General features: G+C 52.9%; 13 protein-coding genes, 1 tRNA gene and 1 rRNA gene. 12 read left to right on the top strand and 3 right to left on the bottom strand.

Annotated elements, in window-relative coordinates; genetic code table 11:
* Positions 1–3: 3 nt before the first annotated feature.
* The 5 genes from prmA (at position 4) to IEX01_RS09375 (ending at position 6,048) form a co-directional block, all read left to right on the top strand.
* Positions 4–885 (top strand): 50S ribosomal protein L11 methyltransferase, encoded by an 882-nt coding sequence (gene prmA, locus IEX01_RS09395; RefSeq protein WP_024558871.1) that lies wholly within the window; start codon positions 4–6, stop codon positions 883–885.
* Positions 886–1,034: 149 nt separating this feature from the next.
* Complete coding sequence (locus IEX01_RS09390) at positions 1,035–1,778, top strand: carbonic anhydrase (RefSeq protein ID WP_024560957.1); 744 nt, start codon at positions 1,035–1,037, stop codon at positions 1,776–1,778.
* A 353-nt stretch (positions 1,779–2,131) separates the two neighbouring features.
* Positions 2,132–3,097 (top strand): tRNA dihydrouridine synthase DusB, encoded by a 966-nt coding sequence (gene dusB, locus IEX01_RS09385; protein ID WP_024558873.1) that lies wholly within the window; start codon positions 2,132–2,134, stop codon positions 3,095–3,097.
* A 25-nt stretch (positions 3,098–3,122) separates the two neighbouring features.
* Complete coding sequence (fis, locus tag IEX01_RS09380) at positions 3,123–3,419, top strand: DNA-binding transcriptional regulator Fis (protein WP_000462905.1); 297 nt, start codon at positions 3,123–3,125, stop codon at positions 3,417–3,419.
* A gap of 532 nt (positions 3,420–3,951) precedes the next feature.
* Positions 3,952–6,048 carry a putative bifunctional diguanylate cyclase/phosphodiesterase gene (locus tag IEX01_RS09375; protein ID WP_024558874.1) on the top strand — a complete coding sequence of 699 codons (2,097 nt, stop codon included), beginning with the start codon at positions 3,952–3,954 and terminating at the stop codon, positions 6,046–6,048.
* Here IEX01_RS09375 and envR read toward each other — a convergent pair.
* Positions 5,984–6,733, bottom strand: a complete 750-nt coding sequence (envR, locus tag IEX01_RS09370) for an acrEF/envCD operon transcriptional regulator (protein WP_024558875.1) — start codon at positions 6,731–6,733, stop codon at positions 5,984–5,986. The two genes, IEX01_RS09375 and envR, sit on opposite strands and share 65 nt — an antisense overlap.
* Before the next feature lie 389 nt (positions 6,734–7,122).
* Between envR and IEX01_RS09365 the strand changes: the two genes are divergently transcribed.
* The 7 genes from IEX01_RS09365 (at position 7,123) to IEX01_RS09335 (ending at position 16,629) form a co-directional block, all read left to right on the top strand.
* Entirely contained in the window at positions 7,123–8,274 is a 1,152-nt protein-coding gene (locus tag IEX01_RS09365; protein ID WP_188723753.1) for an efflux RND transporter periplasmic adaptor subunit, read from the top strand.
* 9 nt (positions 8,275–8,283) lie between these two features.
* Positions 8,284–11,397 carry an efflux RND transporter permease subunit gene (locus IEX01_RS09360; RefSeq protein WP_188723752.1) on the top strand — a complete coding sequence of 1,038 codons (3,114 nt, stop codon included), beginning with the start codon at positions 8,284–8,286 and terminating at the stop codon, positions 11,395–11,397.
* A 372-nt stretch (positions 11,398–11,769) separates the two neighbouring features.
* On the top strand, positions 11,770–11,991 hold the full coding sequence (locus tag IEX01_RS09355) for a putative periplasmic lipoprotein (protein ID WP_024558878.1): 222 nt from the start codon (positions 11,770–11,772) through the stop codon (positions 11,989–11,991).
* Between the two features lie 486 nt (positions 11,992–12,477).
* On the top strand, positions 12,478–13,503 hold the full coding sequence (locus tag IEX01_RS09350; RefSeq protein ID WP_024560953.1) for an amino acid ABC transporter substrate-binding protein: 1,026 nt from the start codon (positions 12,478–12,480) through the stop codon (positions 13,501–13,503).
* 66 nt (positions 13,504–13,569) lie between these two features.
* A complete protein-coding gene (locus IEX01_RS09345) occupies positions 13,570–14,751 on the top strand; it encodes an amino acid ABC transporter permease (protein ID WP_188723751.1) in 1,182 nt (393 codons plus the stop codon).
* 7 nt (positions 14,752–14,758) lie between these two features.
* Entirely contained in the window at positions 14,759–15,862 is a 1,104-nt protein-coding gene (locus IEX01_RS09340; RefSeq protein ID WP_035897012.1) for an amino acid ABC transporter permease, read from the top strand.
* Between the two features lie 8 nt (positions 15,863–15,870).
* Positions 15,871–16,629, top strand: a complete 759-nt coding sequence (locus IEX01_RS09335) for an amino acid ABC transporter ATP-binding protein (RefSeq protein WP_024558882.1) — start codon at positions 15,871–15,873, stop codon at positions 16,627–16,629.
* 198 nt (positions 16,630–16,827) lie between these two features.
* Here the strand turns inward: IEX01_RS09335 and IEX01_RS09330 are convergent.
* Both IEX01_RS09330 and IEX01_RS09325 read right to left on the bottom strand, forming a co-directional pair.
* A tRNA-Thr gene (locus IEX01_RS09330) sits at positions 16,828–16,903 on the bottom strand.
* Between the two features lie 92 nt (positions 16,904–16,995).
* A 23S ribosomal RNA gene (locus tag IEX01_RS09325) occupies positions 16,996–17,087 on the bottom strand; the annotation flags it as partial.

Here is a 17,087-nt window from a genome sequence, read left to right as displayed (position 1 = left end):
GCCATGCCATGGATCCAACTGAAAATTAACACCACCGGGGCGAACGCCGAAGAGTTGAGTGACGCGCTGATGGAAAGCGGCGCGGTCTCCATCACGTTTCAGGATACCCACGATACGCCGGTGTTCGAACCGCTGCCTGGCGAAACCCGCCTGTGGGGCGATACCGACGTTATTGGCCTGTACGACGCCGAAACCGATATGCAGGAAGTGGTAACACTACTGGAAAATCATCCGCTGCTGGGCGCGGGCTTTCGCCACAAAATTGAACAACTGGAAGATAAGGACTGGGAGCGCGAATGGATGGATAACTTCCACCCGATGCGCTTTGGCGAGCGGCTGTGGATTTGCCCAAGCTGGCGTCCGGTACCGGATGAGAATGCGGTAAACGTCATGCTCGACCCAGGCCTTGCTTTCGGCACCGGCACCCATCCCACCACGTCGCTCTGCCTGCAATGGCTGGACAGCCTCGATTTAACCGGCAAGACGGTTATCGACTTCGGCTGCGGCTCCGGCATCCTCGCCATCGCCGCTCTGAAGCTAGGCGCCGCGAAAGCCATCGGCATTGATATCGACCCGCAGGCGATTCAGGCGAGCCGCGACAACGCCGAACGCAACGGCGTGTCTGACCGTCTGGCGCTTTATCTGCCGCAGGATCAGCCTGCCGATATGCAGGCCGATGTGGTGGTCGCGAACATTCTGGCCGGTCCTCTGCGCGAACTGGCGCCGCTTATCAGCGTGCTGCCGATCAAAGGCGGCCAGCTTGGCCTGTCCGGCATTCTGGCAAGCCAGGCGCAGAGCGTATGCGAAGCGTATGCCGGGACCTTTGCGCTTGATCCAGTGGTTGAAAAAGAAGAGTGGTGCCGCATTACCGGCGTTAAGCAGTAATTTTCAGGCGCGGGCCAGGCTCGCGCCGTTTCCTTTTCCGTCTCGCTTTTTTTATCAACTGCCCCTTCGCTTTTACCCATATAATAACTGAGTGAAACTATAAATTTCACAAATATAAATTACTGAAATATCCACTCAGAGAATGTTTTATGACTACCGCACACGTTAAATCGGCGCTGCTCGCCCTGAGCATGCTGCCCACTCTGGCCATGGCTTCGCACTGGAGCTATGAAGGTGAAGGCGCTCCGGAACACTGGGGCGAACTGGATGCGCAATACTCGCTCTGTCAGAAAGGGATGAACCAGTCTCCTATTGATATCGAGCGCACAGTAAAAACCCAGCCGAACCCGCTGCAAATACATTACGTTGAGGGGCCAAATTTAATTCTGAACAACGGCCATACCATTCAGGCAAGCGTAAACGGGAAAACCCAGGATACCCTCACCCTCGATGGCGAGTCTTTCGCACTTCAGCAGTTCCATTTCCATGCGCCGAGCGAAAATACGTTGCACGGTAAACACTATGCAATGGAGATGCACCTGGTGCATAAAAACGCGGCTGGTGAAATTGCCGTGGTGGCCGTGATGTTTGAAACAGGCAAAGCCAACAACGAGCTGGAGAAGCTCTGGCAGGCGATGCCCGCGAAAGCGGAGGTGAGCCAGCCGCTGACGGCCAGCGTGGATATTAATAAGCTGCTGCCTCAGGATAAAACGCATTACCGTTTTAGCGGCTCGCTCACTACGCCGCCTTGCTCTGAAGGGGTGACCTGGCTTGTGTTAAAACATCCGCTTACCCTTTCTCCGGCACAGCTTGATAAATTCAAATCGGTGATGCATCACGATAACAATCGTCCGGTACAGCCACCCCACGGGCGCGTCGTTATTGACGAATAATGCTTCAGGGCGAGACGCTGCGTCTCGCCCTTTTGAGCGCATTATTTTCTTAAAAATGTGAGTTAGTCCGCACGAATCCCCGTTCAGTTGTGCATTAAATCAGCAAGTCAGCCAGAATGACCAGGGTGCGGAAGCAACGAAATGAAAGAAGTTATAAGCCAAACGTAAGAAATTAGCGTTGATGCCATCCTCTCAACTAAATGATTTATAAGACTTATTAATTCACACTCGCTGCCAAGCCGCTTGTTCTTTGATCTATAACAGCCGATTGTTCAAAGTTTGGCCTTTCATCTCGTGCAAAAAATGCGTAATATACGCCGCCTTGCAGGCACAGTATGGTCATTTCTTAACTCATGCGTATCGGACACCACCAGCTCAGAAATCGCCTGATTGCAGCACCTATGGCTGGCATCACTGACAGACCATTCAGGACGCTGTGTTACGAGATGGGAGCGGGGTTAACCGTTTCAGAGATGATGTCCTCCAACCCGGAAGTGTGGGCGAGCGACAAATCTCGTTTGCGGATGGTCCATGTGGATGAGCCCGGTATTCGCACCGTGCAGATCGCGGGTAGCGTGCCGGAAGAGATGGCGGAAGCCGCACGCATTAACGTGGAAAGCGGCGCCCAGATTATTGATATCAATATGGGTTGCCCGGCCAAAAAGGTGAATCGCAAGCTGGCGGGCTCAGCCCTGCTGCAATACCCGGATCTGGTGAAGTCTATCCTTACCGCGGTAGTAAATGCAGTGGACGTTCCCGTTACGCTGAAGATTCGCACCGGCTGGGATCCGGCGAACCGTAACTGTGTAGAGATTGCCCAATTGGCTGAAGATTGTGGTATTCAGGCGCTGACCATTCACGGCCGTACACGCGCCTGTTTGTTTCAGGGTAACGCAGAATACGACAGCATTCGGACAGTTAAGCAGACGGTTTCCATTCCGGTTATCGCGAATGGCGACATTACTGACCCGCTTAAAGCCAGAGCTGTGCTCGACTATACAGGGGCGGATGCCCTGATGATAGGACGAGCCGCTCAGGGAAGACCCTGGATCTTCCGGGAAATCCAGCATTATCTGGACACTGGAGAGTTGCTGCCCCCCCTGCCGCTGGTAGAGGTTAAGCGCTTGCTTTGCGCGCACGTTCGGGAACTGCATGACTTTTACGGCCAGGCAAAAGGGTACCGAATCGCGCGTAAACACGTTTCCTGGTATCTTCAGGAACATGCTCCGGATGACCAGTTTCGGCGCACATTCAACGCCATAGAAGACGCCAGCGAACAGCTGGAGGCGTTGGAGGCATACTTCGAAAATTTTGCGTAAACAGAAATAAAGAGCTGACAGAACTATGTTCGAACAACGCGTAAATTCTGACGTACTGACCGTTTCTACCGTTAACTCTCAGGATCAGGTAACCCAAAAACCCCTGCGTGACTCGGTAAAACAGGCACTGAAGAACTATTTTGCTCAACTGAATGGTCAGGATGTGAACGACCTCTACGAGCTGGTACTGGCTGAAGTAGAACAGCCCCTGTTGGACATGGTGATGCAATACACCCGCGGTAACCAGACCCGCGCGGCGCTGATGATGGGTATCAACCGCGGCACGCTGCGTAAGAAACTGAAAAAATACGGCATGAACTGATAATAATCAGTTAACTTGCTGAATAAAAAGGCGCTAACCGGCATGGGGAAGCGCCTTTTTTGTTGTTCGTTATTTACAGACGAGAAAAATTTGGCTTAAGCCGTCACGATTATTTCTCTTTGCCGCTGCCTGTTCTTTTTATCGGGCAAGAGGCACGTCATAAAAATAGCGACCGCTGGCGTGCTAAACGAAAGCGGAAGGGTGAGCTCTCTTTTTATCCTCTACTCTTTTAAGCTTCCCGCACAGACGTGTTGCAAATGCGTCAACACGCTGATTGCCCGGTCTTTTTCGAAAAATGTCTCTCCTGAAATTGTCGGGAGTTAATTATAAAATTACGTAGTCTGTATTATATATTTTCCGGTTTTACACATCTCTACGTAATCGCTGGTAATGTCTATCAAATCCATCTGAAAACAAGGGCCTTAAATCACTTTCCCGACTATTCTGCCAATGATAATGTCGGCGCTTTAATTCATCTCTATTCTTTTAAGCAAAACTGCGAGACGCTGTGACCCCTATGGATAACAACGCCATGCTGGTTAGTCATTATGACCAGATCCTGGTCGTGATTTCTTTTATTGTCGCCATCCTGGCTTCGTATACTGCGCTTAATATGGCTGCCCGGGTAACCACCAGTAGCGGCACGGCGGCGCGCGTCTGGCTCTGCGGCGGCAGCATTGCCATGGGCATCGGCATCTGGGCGATGCATTTCATTGGGATGCTGGCCATGAACCTGCCGATATCGCTCAGCTATGATCCGCTGGTTACCGCTGTCTCCATGCTGATTGCGATAGGATCTTCCTTTTTCGCGCTCTGGCTGGTGTGCGGCCATCAATTACACATTTCCCGCTTATTACCGGGCTCGCTGGTGTTGGGCTGCGGAATAGCGGCCATGCACTATACCGGCATGGCGGCCTTGCTGGTGCAGCCAGGCATCATCTGGAGTTGGACCTGGGTTGCACTTTCCATTGCCATCGCGCTGCTGGCATCTGTCGCCGCGCTGTGGCTGACCTTTCATTTGCGTCGCGATGGCGGGCAAATGGCGCTGATGCGTGCTGGTGCGGCGGTAGTGATGGGCATCGCTATCGCCGGGATGCATTATACCGGCATGATGGCGGCTCATTTTCCTTATGGCACTCACGGCATGCATAGCGGCGTTAATAACGACTGGCTGGCTGTACTGGTCATTATGGTCACGCTATTCATTCTTGGCATTACGCTGCTGGTTTCTATGTTCGACGCTCGACTGCAGGCCCGCACTTCGCTGCTCGCCTCTTCTCTTGCCGAGGCCAATCGTGAACTTGCTCAACTGGCGTTACAGGATACCCTGACGCGGCTACCGAACCGTATTCTACTGGAAGACCGTCTCGACCAGGCCATACACAAAGCTAATCGCGAGAACTCGCGTTTCGCGCTGATGTTTATGGACCTCGACGGCTTTAAAGCGGTGAATGATGCTTACGGGCATGATATTGGCGACCAACTGTTAATCGCCGTTACCGAGCGGCTAAAAGAGCTTCTGAAAGGACAATATACCCTGGCCCGTATTGGCGGCGACGAGTTTGTTCTGCTGGTGGAAACAGCAGAGCCAGACGATGCGGCGACGCTTGCCAGTGCGATGGTGCGCGCTATCGATACGCCTTTCTCAATTGAACATTATGAACTGCAGGTCACGCTGAGCGTGGGCATTGCCTTTTATCCTCATGACGGCAATAACGAACGTGAATTGATGTTTAACGCCGATGCGGCGATGTATCACACCAAGCATACCGGGCGTAATGGCTATAACTTCTTCCAGCCCTCGATGAACACGATGGCGCAAGCCCAGCTACAACTGATGAATGACCTGTGGATGGCCCTTGAGCGTCAGGAGTTGCGGCTGGTTTATCAGCCAAAGTTTCAGGCGCCAGCCGGACCGGTTATCGGTTTTGAAGCCCTGCTGCGCTGGCAACATCCGAAACGCGGACTGTTATCGCCCGATCTTTTTCTACCGCTGGCGGAAAAAACCGGCATGATCATTCCCATCGGCGACTGGGTTCTGGATGAGGCCTGCCATCAGTTAAGCGAATGGCACCGTCAGGGGCATACGCAATGGTCAGTCGCGGTTAACCTCTCTACGCTACAGTTTGAGCAACCTTCGCTGATTGAGACCATTACCGGCTGCCTTGAGAAGTACAATATTCCGCCGGATAAACTCATTCTGGAAGTCACTGAAACCACGGCGATGAACAACCCGGATGAGAGCGTACGTATGCTCACGCGCCTGACCGATCTTGGCGTAAGAGCCTCGATTGATGATTTTGGTACCGGCTATTCCAGCCTGCTTTACCTTAAGCGTCTGCCCGCCAGCGAGCTGAAAATTGACCGCGCTTTCGTTAATGAGCTAAGCGCTGACGGCGAAGATGCGACGATCGTATCCGCCATTGTCGCGCTGGCTAAAACGCTCAACCTGAAGGTTGTGGCTGAAGGCGTAGAGACCGTGGAGCAGCAGCAATTCCTGACGCGGCTCGGCTGTAACACGCTGCAGGGCTATTTGCTTGGCAAGCCCCTGCCGCCTGATACTATCACTCGCCTGGGCGCGGATTTATCCCACCATGGCGAAACGCAGCCCCAACTTCAGGAAGAGTAATCGGAACGTTATTCTCCGCGGCGGGCGTAAATTCAACGCTTGTCGCGGATAATGTCGCCACGTTTTCCTTATTATTCGGCGGCAACATCAGTAGCATATTATCGACTATCTCCTGAGCCTGACCGTATAGGTTTATCGCGTCAGGTTTTAATAACCAGTTTTTAACAATACCGCTCAGGCAACCACAAAAAAGCGTGAGCGTAAGTTCAATATTTATGCTTTGCGATACCTGTCCGCTTGCTATGCACTGCCGAATGAGCGCAGCCATGCGTTCTTTATTAAAACCAAGCTGGCTACGAATCTCCTGCTCCGGCATCATCTCGCTGTTGAATTCACATTTTTGATACAGAATCTGCATTAATGCGCGCCAGCGCGGATTACAGGAAATATATTGCAAGGCAAGCGTTAACGTTTCACGCAGCAACTGGAGCGGATTATGCCGCGTCTCAGAGGAAAGCAGCGGCGCAATGAGTTGTCGTACGGGCAACTGCTCTTTCCATATTTCATTAAAAAGCGCCTCTTTGCTTTCGAAATGCCAGTAAACCGCGCCGCGCGTAACGCCTGCCGCTCGGGCGATATCAGTGAGCGTGGTGCCGTTAAACCCGCGTGTAGCAAATTCTGTGATGGCAGCGTCGAGAAGCTGCTGACGCGTTTTAAGCGCATCAAGTTTTGTTTTTCGAGCCATAGATTTATTAAATAGTAAAATTAAAGGCATTTAATTTTTGAATGTCTTATTCGTCATGCGGCCTTATGCTTTTTATTAACCAGCAACACACTAACGCACATCGCAATAAATAAATGCGGTGAATACATCAACAGAATAAATTCAAATCACAAATAATAAACAAGCAAGCAATATATTATACCCACCGACGACCTCACGCATGAATAAGCAGGCCTGGCGTAATCTTATTTTTTGCGTTTGCGTGCTTTCAACGCCTCCGAAAAATAAGGATTGCTTACATCGCCGCTTTATTATTTGTAGGATAGCACCTTGTTATTTTCTCGTTCACGCCTATTCCTGCTGCCCACCTGAGGGTGAATAGCGTGTTAGCGTTTTTTAAAGGAACAGCAATGACGAAACGTGTCGGGCTTTTATATTGGCCTCTTTCTTTTATTATCAGCGCCACGTTGCTGGCGGGATGCGACGACGATAACGGCGCCCATAATCAGGCAGCGGTTCCGCACGTCACTGTACATAACATAAAAAGCGCGCCGTTAACTATTACGACTGAACTGCCAGGCAGGACCTCCGCCTTTCGCGTTGCGGAGGTTCGTCCCCAGGTGAGCGGAATTATTCTCAAGCGCAACTTCACCGAAGGCAGCGACATCCGTGCCGGGGAATCGCTCTATCAAATCGATCCGGCAACCTATCAGGCCGCCTGGCAGAGCGCCAAAGGCGAACTGGCGAAAGCGCAGGCCGCCGCCGCTATCGCCCATCTGACGGTTAAGCGCTATGCCCCGCTCGCGGGCACGCAATACATCAGCAAGCAAGAATATGACCAGGCGCTGGCGAGCGCTAACCAGGCGGACGCCAGCGTGAAAGCCGCCCTGGCGGCAGTCAAAACAGCGGAGATAAATCTTGCTTACACGCGCGTAACCTCGCCAGTCAGCGGCCGCATCGGCAAATCAAACGTGACGGAAGGCGCGCTGGTGACAAACGGTCAGGCCACCGCGTTAGCAACGGTACAACAACTCGATCCAATGTACGTTGATGTCACCCAGTCGAGCACCGATTTCCAGCAACTCAGGAACGCGCTTACTCACGGGCAGCTTGAGCAGAATGGGCAAGGCGCTGTAGAGCTGGTGATGGAAAATGGTCAACCCTACCCGCTTAAAGGAACCCTGCAATTTTCCGACGTGACGGTGGATGAAAGCACGGGTTCTATTACGCTTCGCGCGGTTTTCCCAAACCCACAACATATGCTGCTGCCAGGCATGTTTGTGCGCGCGCGCATTGACGAAGGCGTTCGCCCGGATGCCATTCTGGTTCCTCAACAAGCGCTAACCCGCACGCCGCGCGGCGACGCTACCGTCATGGTGGTGAATGAGCAAAACAAGGTCGAGGTGCGCACGGTGATTACCGGACAAGCGGTAGGCGATAAATGGCTTGTGACCGCCGGACTGAAACCGGGAGAAAAGGTCATTGTCAGCGGCCTGCAAAGCGCAAGGGAGGGCGTCACGGTTAACGCCACGCCTGACAGCGCAGCGAAACCAGCAAGTTAAGGCGGCGCTATGGCTAATTTCTTTATTCAACGGCCTATTTTCGCCTGGGTGCTGGCGATTATCCTGATGATGGCGGGCGGTCTGGCTATTCTGCAGCTTCCCGTTGCCCAATATCCCACCATCGCCCCGCCGGCTATCGCCGTCACCGCGGTTTACCCTGGCGCGGATGCGCAGACGGTGCAGGATACGGTAATGCAGGTTATCGAACAGAACATGAACGGTATCGACAACCTGATGTATATGTCCTCCACCAGCGACTCCGCTGGCAACGTAACCGTCACGTTGACTTTCACCTCCGGCACCGATCCGGATATCGCTCAGGTGCAGGTGCAGAACAAGCTTCAGCTTGCGATGCCGCTGCTGCCGCAGGAAGTGCAACAGCAGGGTATCAGCGTAGAAAAAGCAAGCAGCAGCTTCCTGCTGGTCGCAGGCTTTATCACTAGCAACCCGGCGCTGACCCAGGAAGATATTTCCGATTACGTAGCATCCAATGTGAAGGATGCCATCAGCCGCACCAGCGGCGTGGGCGACGTCCAGCTCTTCGGCGCCCAGTACGCGATGCGTATCTGGCTTGATGCTAACTTGCTCAATAAATATCAACTTACGCCGCTGGATGTTATCAACCAGCTCAAGGCGCAGAATGACCAGATAGCGGCAGGCCAGCTTGGCGGCACGCCAGCCATAACGGGTCAGCAGCTGAACGCTTCTATCATCGCTCAGACAAGGCTTAAGGATCCGCAGCAATTCGCCCGCGTCACGCTCAAGGTAAATCAGGATGGCTCCGTTGTGCGGCTGAAAGATGTAGCACGCATTGAGCTTGGCGGCGAAAACTACAATATGGTGACCAAAATCAACGGCCAGGCGGCCACGGGCCTTGGCATCAAGCTCGCCACTGGTGCGAACGCACTGGATACCGCCGAAGCGATTAAAACGAAACTGGCACAGATGCAAACCTTCTTCCCCCAGGGCATGAAGGTCGTTTACCCCTATGACACCACGCCGTTTGTGAAAATCTCTATTCATGAGGTGGTGAAAACACTGTTCGAGGCCATCATTCTGGTGTTCCTCGTTATGTATCTTTTTCTGCAAAACCTCCGCGCCACGCTCATTCCCACTATCGCCGTCCCGGTCGTATTGCTCGGCACGTTTGCTGTGCTGGCGGCCTTCGGCTATTCCATTAACACCCTGACGATGTTTGGCATGGTGCTGGCGATAGGGCTACTGGTTGACGACGCTATCGTGGTGGTAGAAAACGTCGAGCGCGTTATGGCGGAGGAACATTTGCCGCCGAAAGAAGCGACGCAGATGTCGATGCAGCAGATTCAGGGCGCTCTGGTGGGGATTGCCATGGTGCTCTCCGCCGTGTTTGTGCCGATGGCGTTTTTTGGCGGCTCAACCGGTGCGATTTATCGCCAGTTCTCGGTGACTATCGTGGCGGCGATGGCGCTTTCGGTCCTGGTGGCGCTGATTCTGACGCCTGCGCTGTGCGCCACGCTGCTTAAGCCGCACAATCCTGAACATCAGGCCCACCAGCTACGCTTCTTCACCTGGTTCAATAAAAAGTTCGATGACAGCACGCACCACTATACGCAGAGCGTGAGCGGCATTCTCGCGAATACCGGGCGTTACCTGCTGCTTTATCTGCTGATTGTCGGCGGCATGGCCGTACTGTTTTTGCGCCTGCCCAGCGCCTTCCTGCCGGAGGAGGATCAGGGGGTTTTCATGACCATGGTGCAATTGCCAGCCGGGGCTACGCAGGCGCGCACGCAGCAGGTGCTGGATCAAGTGCAGCATTACTACCTGACGGCAGAGAAAGAGAACGTCGAATCGGTCTTTACCGTTAGCGGCTTTAGCTTTAGCGGTCAGGGGCAAAACGCAGGTATTGCTTTTGTTAGCCTGAAACCCTGGGAGGAAAGACCGGGCAGCGAAAACAATGTAGAGGCCATTGTTGGCCGTGCTACTCGCGCATTCTCCCAAATTCAGGACGGCATGGTGTTCCCCTTCAACCTGCCCGCTATTCTTGAACTTGGTACCGCAACAGGTTTTGACTTTGAACTAACGGATCAGGCCAACCTGGGGCATGATGCGCTGACGCAGGCGCGCAATCAGTTGCTCGGTATGGTAAAAGCACGGCCCGACCTGCTGGTTCGCGTGCGTCCCAACGGCCTTGAAGACACGCCGCAGTTTAAACTGGAAGTGGATCAGGATAAGGCGCAGGCGCTGGGCGTGACGGTTTCCGATATCAACCAGACGATTTCCACCGCGCTTGGCGGCACCTATGTAAACGACTTTATCGACCGTGGACGCGTAAAGAAAGTCTATGTGCAGGCGGATGCGCGTTTCCGTATGCTGCCAGGCGATATTAACAACCTTTATGTCCGCGGTAGCAATGGACAAATGGTGCCTTTTTCCGCCTTTTCCTCTTCTCACTGGATCACCGGGTCGCCGCGCCTGGAGCGCTATAACGGCGTACCGTCTATGGAGATCCTTGGCGAAGCGGCGCCCGGCAAAAGTACCGGCGAGGCGATGGCGTTGATGGAAGCGCTGGCCGCGAAACTGCCAGCCGGCATCGGCTATGACTGGACGGGGCTTTCTTATCAGGAGCGCCTTTCAGGCAACCAGGCGCCCGCGCTTTATGCCATCTCGTTAATCGTGGTTTTCCTGTGTCTCGCAGCGCTTTATGAAAGCTGGTCAATACCGTTTTCGGTCATGCTGGTGGTGCCGCTTGGCGTTATCGGCGCGCTGTTGGCGGCGACGCTACGCGGTCTGAATAATGACGTCTATTTCCAGGTGGGTTTGTTAACCACTATTGGTCTTTCAGCGAAAAACGCCATTCTGATTGTCGAGTTCGCCAAGGACTTAATGGAGAAAGAAGGCAAAGGGCTTATCGAAGCGACGCTCGAAGCAGTACGGCTTCGTTTACGCCCGATTCTGATGACCTCGCTGGCGTTTATTCTTGGCGTACTGCCGCTGGTGCTGAATCACGGCGCGGGCAGCGGCGCCCAGAATGCCGTCGGCACCGGCGTGATGGGCGGCATGCTTTCCGCCACGTTGCTTGCCATTTTCTTTGTCCCCGTGTTCTTTGTCGTCATCCGTCGACGGTTTGGTAAAAGCCACGGCTAAAAGATAAGCGAAAGGCGGCGCTTGTCGCCTTTCGCTCAATAAACAAGGCGTTACATAAAAGAAGATTTAAAAGCCTGAGTTTTTATATTAGGATTTTTACGCTTTCGTTCAGGTCGTGCTCCGATAAGCCATCCTGCTTTCAAATACTTTACTTTTTAGCGTTCAGTCTTTGCGCTCTCCATAATTTTCTCACTATTTCGCCTTAACCCCATTTTTCCCTCCATAATTTTTACAATGCACATGGATTGCAATTATTTCCCGGTGCCTGACGCAACCGCCGAATGATAAAATAGCGCCATCTGATTCAGTTAACCTGAAATGAAAGCGTAAAAGCAGTGGGTTGCTGAAGGAGTATCTTGCTGAGGTAATATCATGAAAAACGTCATCGCTATCGCATTGCTTTCCACCCTGCTGGCTGGCTGTGCCCACGACTCGCCTTGCGTACCCGTTTATGACGATCAGGGTCGTCTGGTGCACACTAATACCTGCATGAAAGGCACAACTCAGGATAACTGGGAAACGGCTGGCGCCATTGCTGGCGGCGCTGCTGCGGTGGCTGGGTTGACGATGGGCATCATCGCTTTGAGTAAATAACTCATTTTATTAAATAAAGCGCGGCCTGGCCGCGCTTTTTGCTTTATTAAGGTGCAACTGCCTTGTGAAAGGCAATTTTCTGGCATCACAACAGAGCAGAGAAATAACTTCACCGCTGAAACAACTCACGTTTTGAATGCTCGCTTCGTTTTATTTCATTACGCTTCGTGAGTTAACTCACAAGCCGCTCCGATACTGATCAGGCCAATATTCACGCTCGCAACCACTCTCTTACCTTTTAATAAAGAGATGAAACTTTTTTGCGCCAAAATGTGGCGCAGGTTTCAGTTTCGCACCATTTCAGGGCGCTTAACTCTTTTTTTCACGGCTACACTTCGCTTATTGCATCCGCATGCCCCTTTCTGTAGCGAATGCAAACCTGGCACTCCGTTTGCTTTACCCACAATGGCTGATGCCACAGACAGGAAACAGGCGCCTCCCGGACGACCTGAAACTTATAACGATAATTTTCGCCACACAGGATGCATTATGAAAAAAGTGATAGCCACTCTGGCCGCAGCGGCCGCGCTGTTTGCTGTTGCCAATCAAGCCCACGCCGGCGCGACATTCGATGCGGTAAAAAAGAAAGGTTTTGTGCAGTGCGGTATTAGCGACGGGTTACCGGGTTTCTCTTATGCCGATGCCAGCGGCAAATTTACCGGGATTGATGTAGATGTTTGCCGTGGCGTGGCCGCAGCCATGTTTGGCGACGCCTCTAAGGTAAAATATACGCCGCTGACCGCTAAAGAGCGTTTTACCGCGCTTCAGTCTGGCGAAGTCGACATGCTTTCCCGGAACACGACGTGGACCTCTTCCCGCGACACGGGCATGGGCATGGCGTTTACCGGTGTCACCTATTACGACGGCATCGGCTTCCTCACGCATAACAAAGCAGGCCTGAAGAGCGCGAAAGAACTTGATGGCGCTACCGTTTGTATTCAGGCGGGGACCGATACTGAGCTGAACGTGGCGGACTACTTTAAAGCGAACAATATGAAGTACACCCCGGTCACTTTCGACCGCTCTGATGAATCCGCCAAAGCACTGGAATCCGGTCGTTGCGATACCCTTGCTTCCGACCAGTCACAGCTGTATGCACTGCGCATTAAGTTGAGCAACCCCGCCGAATGGCTCGTTCTGCCTGAAGTTATCTCTAAGGAGCCGCTCGGTCCGGTCGTGCGCCGTGGCGATGACGAATGGTTCTCCGTGGTGCGCTGGACGCTGTTCGCCATGCTGAACGCCGAAGAGATGGGTGTGGATTCGAAAAACGTTGATGCGAAAGCGGCTAACCCAACCACGCCGGATATGGCGCATCTGCTGGGCAAAGAAGGCGATTACGGTAAGGATCTCAAGCTCGATAACAAATGGGCCTACAACATTGTGAAGCAGGTAGGCAACTACGCGGAAGTGTTCGAGCGCAACGTAGGTTCGGAAAGCCCGTTGAAGATCAAACGTGGTCAGAACAACCTCTGGAACAAAGGCGGGATCCAGTACGCTCCGCCGGTACGCTAACTGTTTGCTGTTACGGGCGCCGCATTGCGGCGTCCAGTCCGGAGTTATGGTCACTGAGGTTTATCTATGTCCCATCGCCGCCCAACCGTAAAAGGTGATTTATCCTTTTCCAATCCTGCGGTTCGCGCCTGGCTGTTCCAGATCCTCGCCGTTGCCGTTGTTCTTGCTATCGTCGCTTATCTGATCCACAACACTGTTACTAACCTGAATAACCGTGGGATCACCTCAGGGTTCGCTTTTCTTGATCGGGGAGCGGGGTTTGGCATCGTCCAGCACTTGATTGACTACCACGAAGGCGATACCTATGGCCGCGTGTTTTTAGTCGGCTTGCTCAATACGCTGCTGGTTTCCGCGCTCTGTATTGTCTTCGCTTCTGTTCTGGGCTTCTTTCTTGGGCTGGCTCGCCTTTCCGAAAACTGGCTGCTGCGAAAGCTTTCCACGATTTATATTGAGACGTTCCGCAATATCCCCCCGCTGCTACAGATCTTCTTTTGGTATTTCGCTGTGTTGCGTAACCTTCCAGGGCCTCGCCAGGCGGTCAATGCCTTTGATCTGATGTTCCTTAGCAACCGAGGGCTTTATTTGCCTGCGCCCATGATGGGTGAAGGGCTTATGGCGTTTTTCGTCGCGCTGGTGGTTGCCGTCGTGGTGACTGTGGGTCTTTATCGCTTTAACAGCAAGCATCAAATAAAGACGGGTCAGTTGCGCCGTACATGGCCTGTTGCCCTTGGGCTTATCATAGGATTGCCAATAGCGGCGCACCTTGCCTTTGGCCCGGCGCTTCACTGGGACGTGCCAGAGCTACGCGGTTTTAACTTTCGCGGCGGCCTTGCGTTGATTCCCGAGCTTGCGGCGCTGACGCTGGCGCTTTCGGTTTATACCTCTGCATTCATAGCGGAAATCATCCGCGCCGGCATTCAGTCGGTACCGCACGGCCAGCACGAAGCGGCTCGCTCGCTAGGCCTGCCCAATCCGGTAACGCTACGCCAGGTCATCATACCGCAGGCGCTACGGGTGATTATTCCGCCGTTAACCAGCCAGTATCTCAATATTGTAAAAAACTCCTCACTGGCGGCCGCTATCGGTTATCCCGATATGGTGTCGCTGTTTGCCGGCACAGTGCTTAACCAGACTGGCCAGGCGATTGAAACCATCGCTATTACCATGTCGGTTTATCTAATCATCAGCCTGACGATTTCATTACTGATGAATATATATAACCGACGTATCGCCCTGATAGAGCGCTGAGGATCCTATGTCGAAAGTTTTATTGTCGCCGGATACCCCGGCAACGCCGGCAGGCTCTGGACGCGCTATTGCCTGGGCGCGTAAGAATCTCTTTTCCAGTTGGAGCAATAGCCTGCTGACGATTTTTTGCCTGTGGCTGATGTGGGAGCTTATCCCGCCACTGCTGAACTGGGCGCTTTTTCAGGCTAACTGGACCGGCGAGACGCGAGCGGATTGCACCAAAGAAGGCGCGTGTTGGGTATTTATCCACGCCCGCTTCGGACAGTTCATGTATGGGCTTTATCCGCACGATCAACGCTGGCGCATTAACGTGGCGCTGATTATCGGCCTGTTTTCTATCGCACTGATGTTCTGGAAGGGGCTTCCTTCACGCGGACGTTATATTGCCTGCTGGGCGGTGGTTTACCCGTTAGTCGTATGGGGCTTGCTGTACGGTGGTTTCCTTGGGCTGGAGCGGGTGGAAACGCGTCAGTGGGGCGGGCTTACGCTTACGCTAATTATCGCTTCTGTCGGGATTGCCGGCGCGCTGCCGCTAGGTATTCTGCTGGCGCTGGGGCGACGCTCGCGTATGCCAGTTGTGAGGATACTGTCGGTGATCTTCATTGAGTTCTGGCGCGGCGTGCCGTTAATCACCGTGCTCTTTATGTCCTCCGTTATGCTGCCGCTGTTTATGGCTGAAGGCACCAGCATCGACAAGCTGGTCCGTGCGCTGGTAGGCGTCATTTTATTTCAGTCCGCCTATGTTGCGGAAGTCGTGCGCGGGGGATTGCAGGCATTGCCGAAAGGCCAGTACGAAGCCGCGGAATCGCTGGCGCTGGGTTACTGGAAAACGCAGGGGCTGGTCATTCTTCCGCAGGCGTTAAAGCTCGTCATCCCGGGCCTCGTGAATACCATCATCGCGTTATTTAAAGACACCAGTCTGGTCATCATCATCGGCCTGTTCGATCTTTTCAGCAGCGTGCAGCAGGCAACGGTCGACCCGGCCTGGTTGGGAATGTCGACCGAAGGCTATGTTTTTGCCGCGCTGGTTTACTGGATTTTCTGTTTCAGCATGTCGCGCTACAGCCAGCATCTGGAAAAGCGCTTTAACACCGGGCGTACACCGCACTAAGGAAATTTATGAGCCATATAACCACGCCAGCTACCGATGCGATGATTACGCTCGAAAATGTGAATAAATGGTATGGGCAGTTTCATGTGCTGAAGGATATTAACCTTAAAGTTAAACAAGGCGAGCGTATCGTTCTCTGCGGCCCTTCAGGTTCGGGTAAATCGACCACTATCCGCTGCATTAATCATCTTGAAGAACATCAGCAGGGACGAATAGTAGTAGACGGTATTGAACTGAATGATGACCTGCGCAATATCGAGCGTGTACGTACTGAAGTCGGCATGGTCTTTCAGCATTTCAATCTGTTTCCTCACCTTACCGTGCTGCAAAACTGTACGCTTGCGCCCATCTGGGTGCGAAAATTGCCGAAGAAAGAGGCTGAAGCGCTTGCTATGCATTACCTGGAGCGCGTACGTATTGCGGAACATGCGCATAAATTTCCAGGCCAGATTTCAGGTGGGCAACAGCAGCGTGTCGCCATTGCGCGCTCGTTATGTATGAAGCCCAAAATTATGCTTTTCGACGAGCCGACCTCTGCTCTTGATCCAGAGATGGTGAAAGAAGTGTTAGATACAATGATTGGTCTGGCAGAATCGGGCATGACGATGCTCTGCGTAACACATGAGATGGGGTTCGCTCGCACTGTCGCCGATCGGGTCATTTTTATGGATCGCGGAGAAATTGTTGAACAGGCGCCCCCAAATGAATTTTTTGCTAATCCTAAGTCGGAGCGCACCCGAGCGTTCCTGTCTCAGGTGATCCATTAACTTTTTCCAATGTAAAAAGGCCATCCTCCAGGATGGCCTTTTATTATTCATTGCATGAGGTTGTCTGAAGTGTTGTTTGCTAAGTTATCTCCCGGTAAGGGTTAGCCAAAATGACTGCAGACAGGATACAGAAAGCAAAAAACCCGGTCATAAGACCGGGTTTTTTGCTTTCTAAGCGCCGAACTTTAACCGAAAAAGTGGTGCTGATACCCAGAGTCGAACTGGGGACCTCACCCTTACCAAGGGTGCGCTCTACCAACTGAGCCATATCAGCACGCTAAAATTACACTCACCGCCTGCGCCATGAGTGCTTATCCGTCACAAGCTGAAATCTCTCAAATCACGCCAAAACATCTTCGGCGTTGTAAGGTTAAGCCTCACGGTTCATTAGTACCGGTTAGCTCAACGCATCGCTGCGCTTACACACCCGGCCTATCAACGTCGTCGTCTTCAACGTT

Source organism: Franconibacter daqui, assembly GCF_014644275.1.
GTDB classification, from domain to species: Bacteria; Pseudomonadota; Gammaproteobacteria; order Enterobacterales; family Enterobacteriaceae; genus Franconibacter; species Franconibacter pulveris.
This window is presented reverse-complemented; position numbering and strand designations above follow the sequence as displayed.